General features: G+C 61.7%; 18 protein-coding genes. 8 read left to right on the top strand and 10 right to left on the bottom strand.

The features are described from left to right. Positions 1-199: 199 nt before the first annotated feature. Positions 200-631 (top strand): MarR family winged helix-turn-helix transcriptional regulator, encoded by a 432-nt coding sequence (locus LZK81_RS01525; protein ID WP_046602923.1) that lies wholly within the window; start codon positions 200-202, stop codon positions 629-631. A gap of 130 nt (positions 632-761) precedes the next feature. Beyond that, a complete protein-coding gene (locus LZK81_RS01520; RefSeq protein WP_233954974.1) occupies positions 762-2,150 on the top strand; it encodes a M20/M25/M40 family metallo-hydrolase in 1,389 nt (462 codons plus the stop codon). A 480-nt stretch (positions 2,151-2,630) separates the two neighbouring features. Here LZK81_RS01520 and LZK81_RS01515 read toward each other — a convergent pair whose 3' ends face one another. Continuing rightward, positions 2,631-2,840, bottom strand: coding sequence for a cold-shock protein (locus LZK81_RS01515; protein ID WP_007754264.1), 210 nt, complete (start codon positions 2,838-2,840; stop codon positions 2,631-2,633). A gap of 471 nt (positions 2,841-3,311) precedes the next feature. Here LZK81_RS01515 and LZK81_RS01510 point away from each other — a divergent pair, with 471 nt between their 5' ends. Then, positions 3,312-3,797: a YbaK/EbsC family protein gene (locus tag LZK81_RS01510; protein WP_046625445.1), complete on the top strand. Its 486-nt coding sequence runs from the start codon at positions 3,312-3,314 to the stop codon at positions 3,795-3,797. On the opposite strand, the gene LZK81_RS01505 is transcribed toward LZK81_RS01510, so the two are convergent. The 6 genes from LZK81_RS01505 to LZK81_RS01480 form a co-directional block, all read right to left on the bottom strand. Then, positions 3,794-4,165, bottom strand: a complete 372-nt coding sequence (locus LZK81_RS01505; RefSeq protein WP_052753445.1) for a hypothetical protein — start codon at positions 4,163-4,165, stop codon at positions 3,794-3,796. The two genes, LZK81_RS01510 and LZK81_RS01505, sit on opposite strands and share 4 nt — an antisense overlap. Before the next feature lie 75 nt (positions 4,166-4,240). After that, positions 4,241-4,453, bottom strand: a complete 213-nt coding sequence (locus LZK81_RS01500; protein ID WP_172716915.1) for a hypothetical protein — start codon at positions 4,451-4,453, stop codon at positions 4,241-4,243. Between the two features lie 297 nt (positions 4,454-4,750). Continuing rightward, positions 4,751-4,945 (bottom strand): hypothetical protein, encoded by a 195-nt coding sequence (locus LZK81_RS01495; RefSeq protein ID WP_046602919.1) that lies wholly within the window; start codon positions 4,943-4,945, stop codon positions 4,751-4,753. A 90-nt stretch (positions 4,946-5,035) separates the two neighbouring features. After that, positions 5,036-5,278 (bottom strand): hypothetical protein, encoded by a 243-nt coding sequence (locus LZK81_RS01490; protein WP_046602918.1) that lies wholly within the window; start codon positions 5,276-5,278, stop codon positions 5,036-5,038. Between the two features lie 134 nt (positions 5,279-5,412). Next, positions 5,413-5,613 (bottom strand): hypothetical protein, encoded by a 201-nt coding sequence (locus LZK81_RS01485; protein ID WP_046602917.1) that lies wholly within the window; start codon positions 5,611-5,613, stop codon positions 5,413-5,415. A gap of 450 nt (positions 5,614-6,063) precedes the next feature. Then, positions 6,064-6,237: a hypothetical protein gene (locus tag LZK81_RS01480; protein ID WP_233954973.1), complete on the bottom strand. Its 174-nt coding sequence runs from the start codon at positions 6,235-6,237 to the stop codon at positions 6,064-6,066. 197 nt (positions 6,238-6,434) lie between these two features. Between LZK81_RS01480 and LZK81_RS01475 the strand changes: the two genes are divergently transcribed. The 3 genes from LZK81_RS01475 to dnaJ all read left to right on the top strand — a co-directional run bounded on the left by LZK81_RS01475 (position 6,435) and on the right by dnaJ (position 12,241). Then, a complete protein-coding gene (locus tag LZK81_RS01475) occupies positions 6,435-8,912 on the top strand; it encodes a transglycosylase domain-containing protein (RefSeq protein WP_233954972.1) in 2,478 nt (825 codons plus the stop codon). A 196-nt stretch (positions 8,913-9,108) separates the two neighbouring features. Continuing rightward, a complete protein-coding gene (gene dnaK / locus LZK81_RS01470; RefSeq protein ID WP_046609427.1) occupies positions 9,109-11,010 on the top strand; it encodes a molecular chaperone DnaK in 1,902 nt (633 codons plus the stop codon). Positions 11,011-11,107: 97 nt separating this feature from the next. Further along, positions 11,108-12,241 (top strand): molecular chaperone DnaJ, encoded by a 1,134-nt coding sequence (dnaJ, locus tag LZK81_RS01465; RefSeq protein WP_046602914.1) that lies wholly within the window; start codon positions 11,108-11,110, stop codon positions 12,239-12,241. A 66-nt stretch (positions 12,242-12,307) separates the two neighbouring features. Here the strand turns inward: dnaJ and LZK81_RS01460 are convergent, their stop codons facing one another. The 3 genes from LZK81_RS01460 to LZK81_RS01450 all read right to left on the bottom strand — a co-directional run bounded on the left by LZK81_RS01460 (position 12,308) and on the right by LZK81_RS01450 (position 14,476). Beyond that, positions 12,308-13,291 carry a carbon-nitrogen hydrolase family protein gene (locus tag LZK81_RS01460; RefSeq protein WP_233954971.1) on the bottom strand — a complete coding sequence of 328 codons (984 nt, stop codon included), beginning with the start codon at positions 13,289-13,291 and terminating at the stop codon, positions 12,308-12,310. A gap of 205 nt (positions 13,292-13,496) precedes the next feature. Then, positions 13,497-14,078: a LysE family translocator gene (locus LZK81_RS01455; RefSeq protein WP_233954970.1), complete on the bottom strand. Its 582-nt coding sequence runs from the start codon at positions 14,076-14,078 to the stop codon at positions 13,497-13,499. An 89-nt stretch (positions 14,079-14,167) separates the two neighbouring features. Then, positions 14,168-14,476, bottom strand: a complete 309-nt coding sequence (locus LZK81_RS01450) for a hypothetical protein (protein ID WP_233954969.1) — start codon at positions 14,474-14,476, stop codon at positions 14,168-14,170. Positions 14,477-14,588: 112 nt separating this feature from the next. Between LZK81_RS01450 and LZK81_RS01445 the strand changes: the two genes are divergently transcribed. Continuing rightward, positions 14,589-15,191, top strand: a complete 603-nt coding sequence (locus LZK81_RS01445; protein ID WP_046602910.1) for a TetR/AcrR family transcriptional regulator — start codon at positions 14,589-14,591, stop codon at positions 15,189-15,191. A gap of 100 nt (positions 15,192-15,291) precedes the next feature. Further along, positions 15,292-16,470: a low temperature requirement protein A gene (locus LZK81_RS01440; RefSeq protein WP_233954968.1), complete on the top strand. Its 1,179-nt coding sequence runs from the start codon at positions 15,292-15,294 to the stop codon at positions 16,468-16,470. Positions 16,471-16,472: the final 2 nt, after the last annotated feature.

Genomic DNA, 16,472 nt, shown 5'->3' with positions numbered 1-16,472 from the left:
CTCTCCGGGCCTTTGTCCTTCCATCAGAAACCGCCACGGCTGTCCCCCTCCCTGCCGTGGCGGTTTTTTATTGCCCTTTCGCAGGAAAGACTTGTCATTTCCCCCATCTTCGCACAGGCTTGGCGAAAGCATGGCGTGCGATATATCTGGCAGATATTGCTCGCAAACGGGCTCGTTCAGGGAGGGATGAAGACCAGCCATGGGATTCGACCGCTCGCATTCGGCGACATACCTGGCGGGCCAACTCGCCAAAGGCTTTGCGCGCTCCTTGCAGAAGCGGGCAATGGTGCTTGGCTTTTCTCCCGGCCAGTTTCCCGTCCTGCTCGAACTCTGGCAGGAAGACGGGCTGACGCAGAAGCAGCTCCTCGACAAGCTGGAGGTCGAGCAGGCGACGCTCGCCAACACGCTCGCCCGCATGGAGCGGGACGGCCTCATCCAGCGCACCCCCCATCCGAACGACCGCCGGGCACAGATCATCACGCTGACCTCGCTCGGCCGCGAGCTGGAAGTCCAGGCCGTGGAAGCTGCCTCCGAAGCGGATGCGGCCCTGTTCTCAGGCTTTCGTCGCTTCGAGCGCGAACTGATGATCGAATACATGCGGATGATCGTCGAGAACGCACGCAAAATCTAAACCAACGGCGTTGGCGCTTTGCCATTGTCTCCTCTGCCCCTGACTTGCTAACAAGGCCGGGCATTCGAAACGATGGGCCGCTTCTTGCCTCCTGGGCTCGAGGTCTCGCATTTCAAAGACAGGATTTCCCATGACCGATCTTTCCGCCGTCCTCGACCGCGCCGACCAGAACCTTCCCGCAAGCCTCGAGCGCCTGTTCGGCCTCGTCCGCATCAAGTCGATCTCCACGGACCCCGCCTTCAAATCCGATTGCCACGAGGCTGCCGAGTGGCTGGTGGCCGAACTGAAGGACCTCGGTTTCGAGGCGTCGATTCGCGATACGACCGGTCATCCGATGGTCGTCGGCCACCACCCGGGCGCCAGTACTGATGCGCCGCATCTGCTGTTCTATGGCCACTACGACGTCCAGCCGGTCGATCCGATCGAGCTCTGGGAGGACGATCCCTTCGACCCCAAGGTCAAGGATCTCGGTGCCGGCCGCAAAGTGGTGACAGGCCGCGGCGTTGCCGACGACAAGGGACAGCTGATGACCTTCGTCGAAGCCTGCCGGGCCTACAAGGATGTCCATGGCTCGCTGCCCGTGCGCGTCACCATCCTCTTCGAAGGCGAGGAAGAATCCGGCTCGCCGTCGCTCAAACCCTTCCTCGACGCCAATGCCGCCGAGCTGAAGGCCGATTACGCGCTCGTCTGCGATACCGGCATGTGGGATGCGGATACGCCGGCGATCACTGCGTCGCTGCGCGGCCTGGTCGGCGAGGAAATCATCGTCACCGCCGCCAACCGCGACCTTCATTCCGGCATGTATGGCGGCGCTGCGGCAAACCCGATCCAGATCCTGTCGAAAATCCTCGCCGGACTGCATGACGATACCGGCCGCGTGACGCTCGAAGGCTTTTACGATGGCGTCGAGGAGACACCGTCCAACATCAAGGCGGCCTGGGAAGGCCTGGTCAGCGGTCGCGACGACTTTCTCGGAGAGGTGGGCTTGTCGGAACTGGCCGGCGAAAAAGGCCGCTCGCTGCTCGAACTGCTCTGGGCGCGGCCGACCTGCGAGTTCAACGGCATCAGCGGCGGCTACGAAGGCCAGGGCTTCAAGACCGTCATCGCGTCGAAGGCCTCGGCCAAAGTGTCCTGCCGTCTCGTCGGAGGCCAGGATCCAGAAAAGATCCGCGAGAGTTTTCGCGCTTATGTGCGCTCGAAGATCCCGGCTGATTGCTCGGTGGAGTTCCTGAAGCACGGCGGCTCGCCGGCGATCCAGCTCGGTTATGATTCCCCGGTGCTCACCAAGGCGAAGACGGCGCTTTCCGAGGAGTGGCCGAAGCAGGCTTTGGTTGTCGGCGTCGGAGGATCAATCCCGATCGTCGGCGATTTCCAGAAGACGCTCGGCATGGAATCGCTGCTCGTCGGCTTCGGCCTCAGCGACGACCGCATCCACTCGCCGAATGAAAAATACGACCTGCGCTCCTTCCACAAGGGTATCCGCTCGTGGGCGCGCATCATCGCGGCGCTGGCGGACTGACCTCCGAAGGCCTGAAACGGAGAAGGGCCTGACGCGTCTCCGCGTCAGGCCCTTAAAAACAAAAAGGCCGGGGCAAGCCCGACCTTTCCACTCCCATTCACTGGTGCCAGTACATCCGTGGTCACTCGAAATGGGACAAGCATTTCCGACGCGGCCGCTCTTCGACCTTTTCAGATCACTGCGGCTCTAGCGGTCATCATCCCTCGGTTGAGTAAACATCCCGTTAACGCGGATATGAAAACTGCCTGAGGACGGCACGGTCGCCCGTATTTGCCGTAACACACATGCTCGCTGAAGCTTTTGGGCCCCGACCATGCGGTGCGTCGGAAACGCTATTGTATCCAAGATGGGAGCTGCAGTTTCCGTTTACAAGGGGTTAAATTTAGAATCACTCTAAACATCGGAGCTGCCCGCTCCCGAAAAGCAGAAAGGCCGGACGAGCCGGCCTTTCGCGAGTTCGACACTCAGGTCTTCAGCAGATCATGCGCCCTGAAGGCGGTCTGCGGAAACCTTGCCAGAACGCTTGTCGCTGACGAGTTCGTAGGAGATCTTCTGACCGTCCTTGAGCTGGCCGAGGCCAGCGCGCTCAACGGCGGAGATGTGAACGAAAACGTCCTGCGAACCGTCGTCAGGCTGAATGAAGCCGTAGCCCTTGGTTGCGTTGAACCACTTTACAGTACCGGTAGCCATAACGATGCCTTTCCCTTGCAAATATGACCGACTATTCCACGCTGAAGCGCTTGGAACGTTGAAGTTTCGTATTTGAAGAGAGATCGTCGCAAACGCCGCGAGGCGCATAGTGCTGGCTATCAAACAAATATCGATGGCGAACCAGATAATGGCTCCGGTCAAAAAGGTCAAGATCGGGAAAATTAAGCCGTGCTTTCAAAGGCGAAATAGCCAGCGATTTCAAGGCGCGTAAAACAGAAAACCCGGCGCGGGAGGAGGTGCGCCGGGTTTCCGAAACTGACCAACAACTGGGAGGAGGAGGTGTTGTCGGTCCCATCGGGGGCGCTGGGAGGAGGAGTGCGCCCGTCGATGAATTGAATATACAGGAGCGAAGCTTAAAAAACAGTCACGATATCGCAGTGCAGCATTGCAATTATCGCATGGCTTTATTGCCCCCTTGCGGCGCGCTGTATCCTGCGTCAATTTCCAAACATGAGCCTCGAATCCGTCCGCGCCTTTTTTGCCGTCCATGCCCCCGACATCGACGTCATCATCACCGAACAAAGTTCGGCGACCGTGCCGCTCGCCGCAGCCGCCCACAGGGTGGCTCCCGAGCAGATTGCCAAGACAATCTGCGTGCGTTCCGGCGAAATGACGGCGCTGGTGGTGATGTCCGGAACCAGCCGTCTGGACAACCGTAAGTTCCGGGATCATTTCGGTGCCAAGCCGCGCATGCTGGGCGGCGACGAGGTGGCTGATATCACCAGCCATCCGGTGGGTGGCGTATGTCCGTTTGGACTGCCTTCGCCGATCCCGATCTATTGCGACGTGTCGCTGAGGAAATTCCCGGAAGTGGTCCCCGCGGCCGGCGCCATCAATGCCGCGGTGCGCATCAGCCCTGAACGTATGGCGGACCTGACCGCAGCGACCTGGGTCGATGTCGGTCAGGATCCGGTTTCGGGCGGCGACGTCGCTTAGAGGCGGCCGCTCAGATAACGGTCATACCAGGCATGCTTGCTTTCCGCGGAAGCGGTCGCAACCACGTAGCCAATCGCAAAACCGATTGCGCCGATCAGGGTGAACAGCGTCGTGGTGGCTGCGGGATGTTCGCGGATGGTACCGGCGACCGAGCTTGCCTCGTGCTGGACATAGCTCGCAGCACTGCCGGCCCGCTCGGCGACCTTGTCATAGGCAGCGCCGGTCTTTTCGGCGAGCATCTCGCGCAGATTGGCAATCTCGGAACGAAGCGTCGCGATCTCGATCCTGACGTTTTCGCTGGGTTCGTGATCGAAAGAGGGCGTATCCGATTTCATGGGGGTGTTCAGGTTTCTGACGGGTTCTGCCATTACGGCCTCCTTGCGTTTTTCAAGAGACCGTTCAACTGCCGAAGGGCTGATAGGTTCCTCGTTTAAAGCAAGAACCTATCGGCTTTTCGCCAGCGCCTCGGCCAGCGCCGAGAGCTTTTGCTTGTCGTCCGAGCCTTTTTGAAGGGAGTTCACCAGGATCAGTGCGAGCGCCTCGGCATCGGGGCTCGCCTTGTCGATCTGGTGTTCGGCGCAAGCCTGGTCAAAGACCTGCTGCAGCAAGCTGAGCTGGTCGGGATTGACAGGATTTCTAACCATCTGTGTAGGCATATAACCCTCCCGATCATACGGCGCCCGACCGGCGGACCATTCCCCTCGCCCTGCTCTACAACGGCGGCCGGAGAAAATTACCAGCGGCCTTCTATTGCGACAGACTTGCGCCGGCCTTGTCGGCGCCCGAGGAACAAAAAGGTCTACAAGCCACAGGAGGTAGGATTTTGAGCCTTGGCTAATAAATTGACAATAACAATAATAGACGGGTGCAATATAAGGGTAGACCCGTACGGGTTACTACCTATACGGGTCCAGCGAGTGTCCACAGACGAGGCATGAAGGTCCAACGGCGCCTTATGCCATGCCCGCCGGATCGCCGGTCGGCATCAGAGCGGGATTGAGCGTCGGATCCTGCGGGTTCTTGCTGTCGCCCGGATCCTGTGCAGGCGTCAATGGCGGTTTTTCCTGGATGCGATCTGGAACTCCGCCTGCCGGTGTCGGCCCGCGCGGCTGCGGGCTCGGAGTCGGGATAGGGTCTCGATTGGGCATGATGGCCTCCTTTTTCTGTCAGGAAACCAACGACTGAGGCCAGCCACGGTTCCGGGGGCGGCAGTATTCCCGAAGAAACCTCACTCGCCTTCAGCGATACCAGCGACGGTCGCGGGAGGCGGATGACACACCGAGCATGTAGCCTATCGCCAGACCGAGCAGACCGACGGCAGCAATTGCCGAGCCGGTAGCGGCCGGATGATCGACGGCGTGGGCTGCGACCATGCCCGCCTCGTCCTTGACATGATGAACGGCAGATTTCGCACGAGCACGAACGCTCGTCTCTTCGGCGACATCACCGGTAAAGCCGGCAGCGAGAGGTTTTTTGGCCATTGGAAGTCTCCTTTTCGGAAACAACACTCAAACGGAACGCGAGGTTCCGTCTCCAGCTTCTTATCTGAAAGGGCAGGCCTTTATCTGAAAGGGAATGAAAACCCGCGCCGACAGGGCCGGCGCGGGCAAAACCATCATTCGGTGACTTTAGCCTGTCCTTCGGACTGCTTCAGCACCACGGCTTCCTCGCGCGGATCCATTTTCGGAGCCGCAATGCTTGCCGTGGTGATTTCCTTGTCCACCTTGGCGGAAGCCGTGACGTGGCCGGCGCATTCCGCAAGGGCTGCGGTGGACGACAGGCCGAGCACGGCGGCGATTACGAGAACTGTCTTCATGCCATTCTCCTTCGCTGTGGTTGCAGTCGGCAAGGTAACCCGCAACGCAATGAACCCGAAATCACGAATTCGCGTTTCGAGCCGCCATCATGCTGCCTGTTTTTCGTCGCCTGCCGCGATCACATCAGCTTTGAAAGGGTTTCGCGGTTGACGAAGATATCGGTCTTTCCGGCCTCATAGGCGGGATGACTGAACTCCAGCACCCCCTTTCAGGCATTTCAAGCGCCTGCTTGACGGTGACCAGCCCGACCGGGACACGCTGGTCGCCATTTCGGACGACTGCCTCGACGATTTTCTGCATATCCTCCCCTCCTCCAAGGTCGAATCCGTCGTAACGCGGATCTTGCCTCATTGTTCCACCAGGAATCGGATTTTTTTAAGGTCGGATACGGTATCGGGCAGCTTTTGTGACAGAGGCCAACGCCCGGCATTGCAGGGCGTTGCGGCATTTCAATGAAGGTCCAGGGGCAGCTGGATGCCTTTGGGAATATTCGGGCGTCGCTGGTTGGCGATCTGTATCTTCTGAAACGTCTCTTGCCGACGCTGCGCTTCAGCCTCGCGAAGAGCCCTCGACGCCGCGACTGCGGCCATTGCACGTTCGATCACATGTTCGGTTCTGCTCATCAGCACCTCCAGATGTTCTCTATTTGTTCTCATAAATGGAGATGAAAGTCAAGCGGTTCAATAAGTATCGTCCGATAAACCATTCCTTTACGCCTCCTTAAATCGCCGCATTTAGAGTCCAGCCAAAGCTTGGGCGATCAGACATTCGAGTAACAGCCTGTTTTGACAGGCGCGTAACGGGGGTATGCCGGCTCACCATGGCAGCCAGAGGCAGATCAGACAAACGTGTTGAACCGTCCTTCGAGGGTTCGCGACCGAGCGACGATTTCCGCCTCGACGCGGACGAACGGGTCGTGGGCAACGGCCGGCCTGGCAAACGTCCATCGAGAGCCGAAAGCGAAGACCGCGACCAGCGTCCGGAACGTGCCAGTCCTTCCCGCAACAAAAAGGCTCCTCAACGCGGCCAGGGCGGCGGGTTTTTCGCGCCGCTCAGGAGGCTCGTCTACTGGTGTTTCGTGCTCGGCATCTGGGGCGGCATCGCCGTCGGCGGGCTGCTGCTCTACTACGGCGCCAAAATGCCGGCTGCCAGCACGTGGGCGATCCCGGATCGTCCGCCGAACATGAAGATCACCGCGGTCGACGGCTCGGTCGTCGCCAATCGCGGCTCGACCGGCGGCGAGGCACTGGCGCTCGAGGAAATGTCGCCTTACCTGCCGCAGGCGGTGATCGCCATCGAGGACCGGCGTTTCTATTCCCATTTCGGCGTCGACCCGTTCGGCCTGGCGCGCGCCTTGGTCAACAACCTGACCGGCCAGCCGATCCAGGGCGGTTCGACCATTACCCAGCAGCTTGCCAAGAACCTGTTCCTGTCGCCGGACCGCACGTTCGAGCGCAAGATCCAGGAAGTGCTGCTGTCCTTCTGGCTGGAGCACAAGTTCACCAAGGACCAGATCCTCGCCATGTATCTGAACCGGGTGTTCTTCGGTTCGAACGCCTATGGCGTGGAGGCCGCCTCGCGGCGGTATTTCAACAAGTCCGCCCGCGACGTGAACCTCGGCGAGGCGGCGACGCTTGCTGGCCTCCTCAAGGCCCCATCCCGCCTGTCGCCCGCCCGTGATCCGAAGGCGGCGGAGGCCCGCGCCCAGGTCGTGCTCGGCACGATGCGCGAGGAAGGGTATGTCACCGACAGCGACCTCAAGAGTGCCATGTCGCAGCCGCCGGCCAAGGCGAAGCGCTACTGGACCGGAGCCCAGCATTATGCAGCCGACATGGTCGTCGACGAGGTGAAGAGCCTGATCGGCGAACCGAAGGTCGACGTGACTATTGAGACCACGCTCGACATGCGCCTCGAAGCCGCCGCCGAAAAGTCGCTGAACGACGTCCTCAAGAAAGAGGGCGGCAAGCTCAACGCCTCGCAGGCAGCCCTCGTCTCGGTCGATGCGACCGGCGCGATCCGGGCTCTGGTCGGCGGCCGCGATTATGCGACGAGCCAGTTCAACCGCGCCGTCAAGGCGAAGCGCCAGCCGGGTTCGGCTTTCAAGCCATTCGTCTATGCCGCCGCACTCGAAGCCGGTGCCCGGCCGGACTCGATGGTCAACGACGCGCCGGTCAAGATCGGCAACTGGTCGCCGGAAAATTTCGACGAAAAATACCGCGGCCCGGTGACGCTCGCCTCGGCCTTCGCGCAATCGCTGAATACGGTTGCCGCACAGCTCGTCATGCAGGTCGGCCCGGACAAGGTGGTGAGCCTCGCCCACCGGCTCGGCATCGATTCCGACATCCAGGCAAATGCCTCGATCGCGCTCGGCACCTCGGAAGTCTCGCTGGTCGAGCTGACGTCTGCCTACGCATCCTTCATGAACGGCGGCTACAAGGCGACGCCGCATATCGTCAAGCGCATCATCGATCCGGACGGCAAGGTGCTTTACGAGGCCGATTACGCCAACCCGCCGCGCGTGCTCAGCGAGCCGGTGGCCGCGACGATGAACGGCATGATGAACCGCGTCATCAACGAGGGCACCGGCAAGGCCGCCAGGATCGACGGCTGGCAGGCAGCCGGCAAGTCGGGTACCACCCAGTCGTTCCGCGACGCACTGTTCGTCGGTTATACCAGCATCATGACGACCGGCATCTGGTTCGGCAACGACGACGGCGCCTTCATGAAAAAGGTGACCGGCGGCGGGCTGCCGGCAAAGGCCTGGAAGGAATACATGACGTCGGCGATGAAGGGCTATACGCCGACACCGCTGTTCGGCACCGGCCGCGGCCTCGATCTGCCGCCACCTGCCGCAGTCCAGCCGGACTCGCCATCGACGACGATCGGCGATATCATTTCCGGCATCCTGCCCGGTGGCCGCCGAACCCAGGACGAACTCCCCGCCGACTACCCGCCGGCGCCGCGCCCTCCTGCCCAGGATTCCGCCTCGATCGAACGGGAACCCGCCCGCGTGCGGCCCGTCTATGGCGACAACCAGGGATACGACAACAGGGACAACAGACAGACTTACGACAACAGGCCAGTCTATGGCGACCGCGGCCGCCGTGGCGACGTGATACCGCCGGGCGACGTTCCGGTCCGCGATTATCGCCAGTATCGCGGCCCGTATGATTCGCCCGCTCCGGTACCGCCGGGAGCGATCGGCGGCGGCCCCGTTCCGCCCGGCGACGTAGGCGTTGCGGGCTCCAGAGACCAGCCGCGGCAGACCACGCTTTTCGACCTGATCATGGGGCAGTGAAGCGTATTGACAGTATTGCTCGGCAAACTGTTCTTTTTGCTAGGATCCGGGCGATTTCTCGCCTTGCAGTCCTAAAAACCCGTCCTTATATACGCCGCATGACCGCAGCCGATGCTGCGCACCATCCCAGTCGAGGAACTGTCAGTGGAATGCCTTTGAGGGGTTCCGATGGTTCGCTTAAAGGAGAGAGAAGAAAATGGCAAAAGTAATTGGCATCGACCTCGGAACCACCAACTCCTGCGTCGCCATCATGGACGGCAAAGATGCGAAGGTGATCGAGAACGCCGAAGGCGCGCGTACCACGCCCTCCATGGTCGCATTTTCCGATGACGGCGAACGCCTCGTCGGCCAGCCGGCCAAGCGCCAGGCGGTGACCAACCCCACCAATACCCTCTTCGCCGTGAAGCGCCTGATCGGCCGCCGCCACGAAGATCCGACCGTTGAAAAGGACAGGAGCCTCGTTCCTTTCGACATCGTCAAGGGCGACAATGGCGACGCCTGGGTCAAGGCTCAGGGCAAGGCCTATTCCCCCGCACAGATTTCCGCGATGATCCTTCAGAAGATGAAGGAAACTGCCGAATCCTATCTCGGTGAGAAGGTCGAAAAGGCCGTCATCACCGTTCCGGCATACTTCAACGACGCCCAGCGCCAGGCTACCAAGGATGCAGGCCGCATCGCCGGTCTCGAAGTCCTGCGCATCATCAACGAGCCGACCGCTGCCGCTCTCGCCTACGGCCTCGACAAGAAGGACGGCAAGACGATCGCCGTCTACGACCTTGGCGGCGGCACTTTCGATATCTCGGTCCTCGAAATCGGCGACGGCGTCTTCGAAGTGAAGTCCACCAACGGCGACACCTTCCTCGGCGGTGAAGACTTCGACATGCGTCTCGTCGAATATCTCGCAGCCGAGTTCAAGAAGGACAACGGCATCGACCTGAAGAACGACAAGCTCGCCCTGCAGCGCCTCAAGGAAGCTGCCGAAAAGGCCAAGATTGAGCTCTCGTCCTCGCAGCAGACCGAAATCAACCTGCCGTTCATCACGGCTGACGCTTCCGGTCCGAAGCACCTGACGCTGAAGCTGACCCGTGCCAAGTTCGAAAGCCTGGTCGACGATCTGGTCCAGCGCACCATCGCACCGTGCAAGGCAGCCCTGAAGGATGCCGGCGTCACCGCAGCCGAGATCGATGAAGTGGTTCTCGTCGGCGGCATGAGCCGCATGCCCAAGGTCCAGGAAGTCGTCAAGCAGCTGTTCGGCAAGGAGCCGCACAAGGGCGTCAACCCGGATGAAGTCGTCGCTCTCGGCGCCGCCATCCAGGCCGGCGTTCTGCAGGGCGACGTCAAGGACGTTCTGCTTCTCGACGTGACCCCGCTGTCGCTCGGCATCGAAACGCTCGGTGGCGTCTTCACCCGCCTGATCGACCGCAACACGACGATCCCGACCAAGAAGAGCCAGACCTTCTCGACCGCCGAAGACAACCAGCAGGCCGTGACGATCCGCGTATCGCAGGGCGAACGCGAAATGGCCCAGGACAACAAGCTGCTCGGCCAGTTCGACCTCGTCGGCCTGCCACCGTCGCCGCGCGGCATGCCGCAGATCGAGGTCACGTTCGACATCGACGCCAACGGCATCGTCCAGGTTTCGGCCAAGGACAAGGGCACCGGCAAGGAACAGCAAATCCGCATCCAGGCTTCCGGCGGTCTTTCCGACGCCGAGATCGAAAAGATGGTCAAGGACGCCGAGGCCAATGCCGAAGCCGACAAGAAGCGCCGCGCCGGCGTCGAAGCCAAGAACCAGGCCGAAAGCCTCGTTCACTCCAGCGAGAAGTCGCTGAAGGAATATGGCGACAAGGTTTCCGAGACCGACCGCAAGGCGATCGAGGATGCTATCGCTTCGCTGAAGACCGCCATCGAAGCTCCCGAACCGGATGCCGATGACATCCAGGCGAAGACGCAGGTCCTGATGGAAGTCTCCATGAAGCTTGGTCAGGCCATCTACGAGGCCCAGCAGGCCGAAGGTGGCGAAGGCTCCGAGGGCGGCAAGGACGATATCGTCGATGCCGACTACGAGGAAGTCAAGGACGACAAGAAGTCCGCCTAATCCGCCGGTTGCCTGATGGCCAGACCTCGACCATAGTTGACTAGAGTATCCGGCTGCCTTCGTGCAGCCGGAATCCTTTCCGGAGCCGGTTACCTCCATGGCAAAAGCAGACTTTTACGAAACGCTGGGTGTCGGCAAGACGGCCGACGAGAAGGAGCTGAAAAGCGCCTTCCGCAAGCTCGCGATGAAATATCATCCCGACAAGAATCCGGGCGACGCAGAAGCCGAAAAGAAGTTCAAGGAACTCGGCGAGGCCTACGAGACCTTGAAGGATCCGCAGAAGCGCGCGGCCTATGACCGCTTCGGCCATGCCGCCTTCGAACAGGGCGGAATGGGCGGCGGTGGCGGCGGCTTCTCGGGCGCAGGCGCCGGCGGCTTCTCCGACATCTTCGAAGACATTTTTGGCGAAATGATGGGCGGCGGACGCGCCCGCCGGTCCTCCGGCGGTCGCGAACGCGGCGCCGACCTTCGCTACAATATGGAAATCACGCTGGAAGAAGCGTTTGCCGGCAAGACGGCGCAGATCCGGGTTCCGACCTCGATCACCTGCGACGTCTGTTCCGGTTCGGGCGCCAAGCCCGGCACGCAGCCGAAGACCTGCGGCACCTGCCAGGGTTCCGGTCGCGTGCGCGCAAGCCAGGGCTTCTTCTCGGTCGAGCGCACCTGCCCGACCTGCCACGGCCGCGGCCAGACGATCACCGATCCCTGCGGCAAGTGCCACGGCCAGGGCCGCGTCACCGAAGAACGTTCGCTGTCGGTCAACATCCCGGCCGGCATCGAGGACGGCACGCGCATCCGCCTGCAGGGCGAAGGCGAAGCCGGTACGCGCGGCGGACCTGCGGGAGATCTCTACATCTTCCTGTCGGTGAAACCGCACCAGTTCTTCCAGCGCGACGGCGCCGACCTTTATTGCGCCGTGCCGATCTCCATGACGACGGCCGCCCTCGGCGGCACGTTCGACGTGGCGACGCTCGACGGAACCAAGTCCCGCGTGACGGTGCCGGAAGGCACCCAGCCCGGCAAACAGTTCCGCCTGAAGAGCAAGGGCATGCCGGTGCTGCGATCCTCGCAGACGGGCGATCTCTACATCCAGATCCAGATCGAGACGCCGCAGAAGCTCACCAAGCGGCAGCGCGAACTGCTGCAGGAATTCGAGGAACTGTCCTCGAAGGAGAACAATCCGGAATCGACGGGCTTCTTCGCCCGGATGAAGGAATTCTTCGAGAACTGAGTTTTTATAGCCCAAGCTTCAAAGCCGCCCGCAACAGATCGTTGCGGGCGGCTTTTTCATTGAGGCCTAAAACGTGTCGCGGCCGCCGCTGCGCGGGTCGTTCACCATATGCGGCTCATAGATGCCGGCCCGCGCCATTCGCCTCCAGGGTCGGGCGATCTCTCCCGGATTGTGGTCGATATCGACGATCGCAAGCGAGGGCGTCGCATCCGCCCGGCATTGGGCCACCCATTCGCCGCTCGGAGCGGCGATCCCGGAAGGCGGCATGAAGCCGGGATAGGCGAGGACCGAGAAACTCACCCAGTATCTGTTGCTCGCCGCATGTCCCAGCGCCTCGGCCGCGAAGGCAGGCGTTGCGCCGGTGGTCGAGAACAGGACGCAATCGACGTCGAGCTGCTCGTATTCCCTGAAGATTTCGGGAAAGTGCGTTTCCATGCCGAGCGAGCAGCCGAAGCGGACGCCATCGACCTCGAAGGTTACCGGCATCGAGCCCGGCGTGTACATGAAGGAGATCTTGGTGTTCGACAGCAGGCGCTCGTCATAGCGCGTCACCAGCTCTCCCTTGTCGGAGACGATATAGAGGCTGTTATGCGGCCGATGCGGCTCGGTGAGCTGGTGCACGGAACCGATCACCGCAAAGAGCCCGAGCTCGCGCGCCAACGCCCGCGTGGCATCCAGTTCTTCGCGCAGGACGGTCCATTCGAACCGGCTCCAGTCGGACGGCCCGACCGGATCGCGGCCGGTCGAGGACATGATGCGCTTGTTGGGAGAGCAGGTCGCACCTTCGGGGAAGTGGACCACCCTCACGCCCGCCTTTTGCGCCTCACGCATCAGGCGCCGCATCTCCTCCCCGCTTGCACGAAGCTCGGCGGCGCTCCGGGGATCGTCACGCGGCGTGGTCTGTGCCACCGCCAGGCGCACCGATCTGGTCTGCGGCCCAGGATCGCTCGGGGCACTCTCGCGGATGTGGCTGAGGGCTGCGGTATAGGCTTCGCCCGTCTTTGCGGCACGGGCACGGACACGGCGTTTGAAATTTCCGTTCTGGGTCATCTTGAGCCTTTCACGTCCCGGACGGAGTTCCCCAGCAACCACATCCGAAACGGTCGGACCAAGATTAGCGACCCGAGACTGAAGTCCCTTTGCCTCCGTTTCAGGACCATGCTGGGGAAGATCCGGGGAGGTTCGGCGTAGGCCACGCAAAACGAAAGATGCCGATCCGGCCTTGATTCGTCAACTCGGGTCGAGGTCGTCTATGTCAGGCCAGCGACTGGATCGACGCGCTGGCGAGGATCATGGCGAAGAGCACGAGGCAGGCGGCAGCGACGCGGCGCACGACGATCGGTTTCACCTCGAAACGCTCGGTCCGCCGCATCAGGCTGCCGAAGGCGATCCAGCCATTGGCGGCCAGGAGCACGAGCCCGGCAAACAGCGCGAGCCGGGGGGCGAGTGTCGGCAGGCCGCCATGCGGCATGATGACGAGCGCGATGATCAGTGCCTTGGGGTTCAGCACCGTGGTGACGAAGACCTGGCGGATGGAAATTTCCACCGCGTCCTTCGCCTGCTTTTCGGACATCCACAGGCTATAGCCGAGATAAAGAACCCAGACGCCCGCCGCGAGCTTCGCCCAGACCGAAGCCTGCGGATAGGCGTCGAAGAAAGGCGCGGCAAGCGTCGCCACCGGCACGATCACCAGCAGATAGCCGCCGAGTTCACCGGCGATCAGCGGCAGGCCCTTCAGCCAGCCGCGCGAGTATCCGCCAAGCGCCATCAGCGTATTGGTCGGCCCCGGCGTGCAGAGAAGCAGAAGGATGGCGAGGGTGAATTCCGGAAGGGTCATGCAACTGCCTGTCGAAGTGGCCGGCATGGTCCGGCCCCTTCCTCTCTATCAGCATTTTCAGCATGCGGTTTGACGCCCGTCAAACCACCTTATTTCGTCGGCGAAGGCATCCGGGCCACGAACCAGCCGAAATATCTCTGGATTGCTGGCGAGACGACAAATACGATCGACAGCACCATGATCGGCGCGATCAGGATCGTTCGATGCCACACGGCCCAACCTTCGGTGAGTGGCGCGAGGATATAGAGAAGTACCGTGATCAACGGATATACGGCGAGGATCATTACGAGCGCGAGACGCGCCTTCGAAGGGTTGACGCGAGCGGGTGCGGTCTGCAATTGCGCCTCCGTGGCTTGATTTCTGCTATCGGAACTGAGGGTTAAAGCGGCTGTGGTCATCATGGGCTCCATAGAAACGAACCGTTTCCATGGAGCCCATATAACGAAACGGGCCGTTTCGTTCAAGTAGGACTCTTGTGATGTCGAATAAAATTTTGCCTGGGGGATCCGCATGACGGCGAAAAAGGCTGCGGAGGCGCGTCGCACGTCGATCGGCGCCCAGCGCAATCCCGCCAGCCAGGACGCCATTCTCCAGGCTGCGGAGGAAATTCTTGTCGAGGGCGGGCTAGGATCGTTTTCGATTGAGGCCGTCGCCCGGCGAGCCCATGCGGGCAAGCCGACGATTTATCGGTGGTGGCCCACGCGTACGATCCTGCTTCTGGATGTCTACCATCGCCAGAAATTCGTCGATATCGCACCCGATACCGGCGCGATCGAGACCGATATCTTCCAGCTCCTGAGCGACTTGCTCGAGTTTTGGAACACCGGCCATGGAGGCGCGGTTTTCCGCTCCGTCATCGCCGAGGCCCAGACCGACCCGGCGGCCAGCAAGGCGCTCGCAGCCTATATGGCCGAGCGATACCAGCAGGGCGGCGAGATATTCCGCCGGGCAAAGGCCCGAGACGAAGTGGCCGATTGGGTCGTACCCGAGCTTGCTATGGAGATCATAACGAGCTTCGTGTGGAAACGGCTGCTGACCGACCGGTTGGAGATTGCGCCGGAACAGCTGCGCCTCGTGGTTCGGCACCTGGTGCACGGCCTCAAGGTCACATAAGTCTCCGGCACATCGTGCGACCACACCTCGGCTTTGGCGGGCAGCGCCCTAAATAGCAGCGCGGGCCGCAATCACGTCCCGCAGCGACCTGAGGAACCGGATGAGCGAGACCGAGCACCACTGGCTTCGAAAGGACGACGCCCGATCGACCAAGGCGAGCTTTCCGGAACTGTTCTTCGATCTCGTCTTCGTCTTCGCGCTGATCCAGCTTTCCGAGACGCTTGCCTCGGATTTCAGCTTCGGCATCGCCGCCGAGGCCATCCTGTTCATCTTCGCACTCTGGTGGGTGTGGATCCACACGACCTGGGTCACCAATCTCCTCGATACCGAAATCGAACCGGTCAGGCTGCTGCTCTTCGCGCTGATGTTCTGCGGCATCGTGCTGGCCATCGCGCTGCCCAAGGCCTTCACGGACATGGGCCTCGTCTTCGCGCTCGCCTATTCGGCGATGCAGCTCATCCGCTCACTGTTTGCGCTTTATGCGTTCTGGGGAACCGATGCCGCCTCCTTCATGACCTTCTTCCGGATCACCGCCTGGCTGGCCGTATCGAGCGCTCTGTGGATCGCCGGGGGGCTTGCCGAGCCGCAGATGCGGGCAACCCTTTGGATCGCGGCCCTTGCCATCGAATATGCCGGGCCGGCGATGCGCTACTGGGTGCCGTCGATCGGCGCCTCACCGCCCGAAACGCTCGACATCAACGGCGAACATCTGGCCGAACGCTGCGCTCTCTTCGTCATCATCGCGCTCGGCGAGACCATTATTACCACCGGCAAGAACGCCTCCAGCCACATGGACAATGCCGGCACGCCACTGGTGCTCTGCTGCGCGTTTCTCTCGACCGTCGCCATGTGGTGGATCTACTTTCACGACGGGCAGGAAAAGGCCGCCGACAAGGCGGAAGAAACCGCGGAGCCGCAGGCGACCGCCCAGCATCTCTTCACCTACGGCCACCTGCCGATCGTCGCCGGCATCATCCTCACCGCCGTGGGCGAGGATTTCAGCCTTTCGCATCCCGATGAAAGAGGCTCCTACGCCCACGCCTTGGCGTTGCTCGGCGGGCCGATCCTGTTCCTCGCCGGCACTGCCTGGATGAAGACGGTCTCGTCGCGCTTCATCCCCTATTCGCATGCCGCCGGCGTCATCCTCCTCGCCGCCTGCTTCCTGCTGGTGCCCTTCATCGCCAATTTCGCGATGGAGGTCCTCGCCACCGCGGTCCTGCTTTTCGTCGCCACCTGGGAATATGTCGCGCTCAAACGGCGCATGCCCCGCGCCGCCTGAGC

Source organism: Neorhizobium galegae (genome assembly GCF_021391675.1).
Lineage (GTDB): Bacteria > Pseudomonadota > Alphaproteobacteria > Rhizobiales > Rhizobiaceae > Neorhizobium > Neorhizobium galegae_B.
The sequence above is the reverse complement of the archived record's forward strand: the minus strand, read 5'-3'. Positions and strand labels throughout refer to the sequence as shown.

What these genes read in the sequence shown, in the direction of transcription:
- LZK81_RS01500 (WP_172716915.1), bottom strand. Translation starts at nt 4,453, where the DNA reads ATGCCTACACAGATGGTTAGAAATCCTGTCAATCCCGACCAGCTCAGC.
- LZK81_RS01460 (WP_233954971.1), bottom strand. Translation starts at nt 13,291, where the DNA reads ATGACCCAGAACGGAAATTTCAAACGCCGTGTCCGTGCCCGTGCCGCA.
- dnaJ (WP_046602914.1), top strand. Translation starts at nt 11,108, where the DNA reads ATGGCAAAAGCAGACTTTTACGAAACGCTGGGTGTCGGCAAGACGGCC.
- LZK81_RS01490 (WP_046602918.1), bottom strand. Translation starts at nt 5,278, where the DNA reads ATGGCCAAAAAACCTCTCGCTGCCGGCTTTACCGGTGATGTCGCCGAA.
- LZK81_RS01485 (WP_046602917.1), bottom strand. Translation starts at nt 5,613, where the DNA reads ATGAAGACAGTTCTCGTAATCGCCGCCGTGCTCGGCCTGTCGTCCACC.
- LZK81_RS01440 (WP_233954968.1), top strand. Translation starts at nt 15,292, where the DNA reads ATGAGCGAGACCGAGCACCACTGGCTTCGAAAGGACGACGCCCGATCG.
- LZK81_RS01495 (WP_046602919.1), bottom strand. Translation starts at nt 4,945, where the DNA reads ATGCCCAATCGAGACCCTATCCCGACTCCGAGCCCGCAGCCGCGCGGG.
- LZK81_RS01510 (WP_046625445.1), top strand. Translation starts at nt 3,312, where the DNA reads ATGAGCCTCGAATCCGTCCGCGCCTTTTTTGCCGTCCATGCCCCCGAC.
- LZK81_RS01525 (WP_046602923.1), top strand. Translation starts at nt 200, where the DNA reads ATGGGATTCGACCGCTCGCATTCGGCGACATACCTGGCGGGCCAACTC.
- LZK81_RS01475 (WP_233954972.1), top strand. Translation starts at nt 6,435, where the DNA reads ATGGCAGCCAGAGGCAGATCAGACAAACGTGTTGAACCGTCCTTCGAG.
- LZK81_RS01450 (WP_233954969.1), bottom strand. Translation starts at nt 14,476, where the DNA reads ATGACCACAGCCGCTTTAACCCTCAGTTCCGATAGCAGAAATCAAGCC.
- dnaK (WP_046609427.1), top strand. Translation starts at nt 9,109, where the DNA reads ATGGCAAAAGTAATTGGCATCGACCTCGGAACCACCAACTCCTGCGTC.
- LZK81_RS01520 (WP_233954974.1), top strand. Translation starts at nt 762, where the DNA reads ATGACCGATCTTTCCGCCGTCCTCGACCGCGCCGACCAGAACCTTCCC.
- LZK81_RS01455 (WP_233954970.1), bottom strand. Translation starts at nt 14,078, where the DNA reads ATGACCCTTCCGGAATTCACCCTCGCCATCCTTCTGCTTCTCTGCACG.
- LZK81_RS01515 (WP_007754264.1), bottom strand. Translation starts at nt 2,840, where the DNA reads ATGGCTACCGGTACTGTAAAGTGGTTCAACGCAACCAAGGGCTACGGC.
- LZK81_RS01505 (WP_052753445.1), bottom strand. Translation starts at nt 4,165, where the DNA reads ATGGCAGAACCCGTCAGAAACCTGAACACCCCCATGAAATCGGATACG.
- LZK81_RS01445 (WP_046602910.1), top strand. Translation starts at nt 14,589, where the DNA reads ATGACGGCGAAAAAGGCTGCGGAGGCGCGTCGCACGTCGATCGGCGCC.
- LZK81_RS01480 (WP_233954973.1), bottom strand. Translation starts at nt 6,237, where the DNA reads ATGAGCAGAACCGAACATGTGATCGAACGTGCAATGGCCGCAGTCGCG.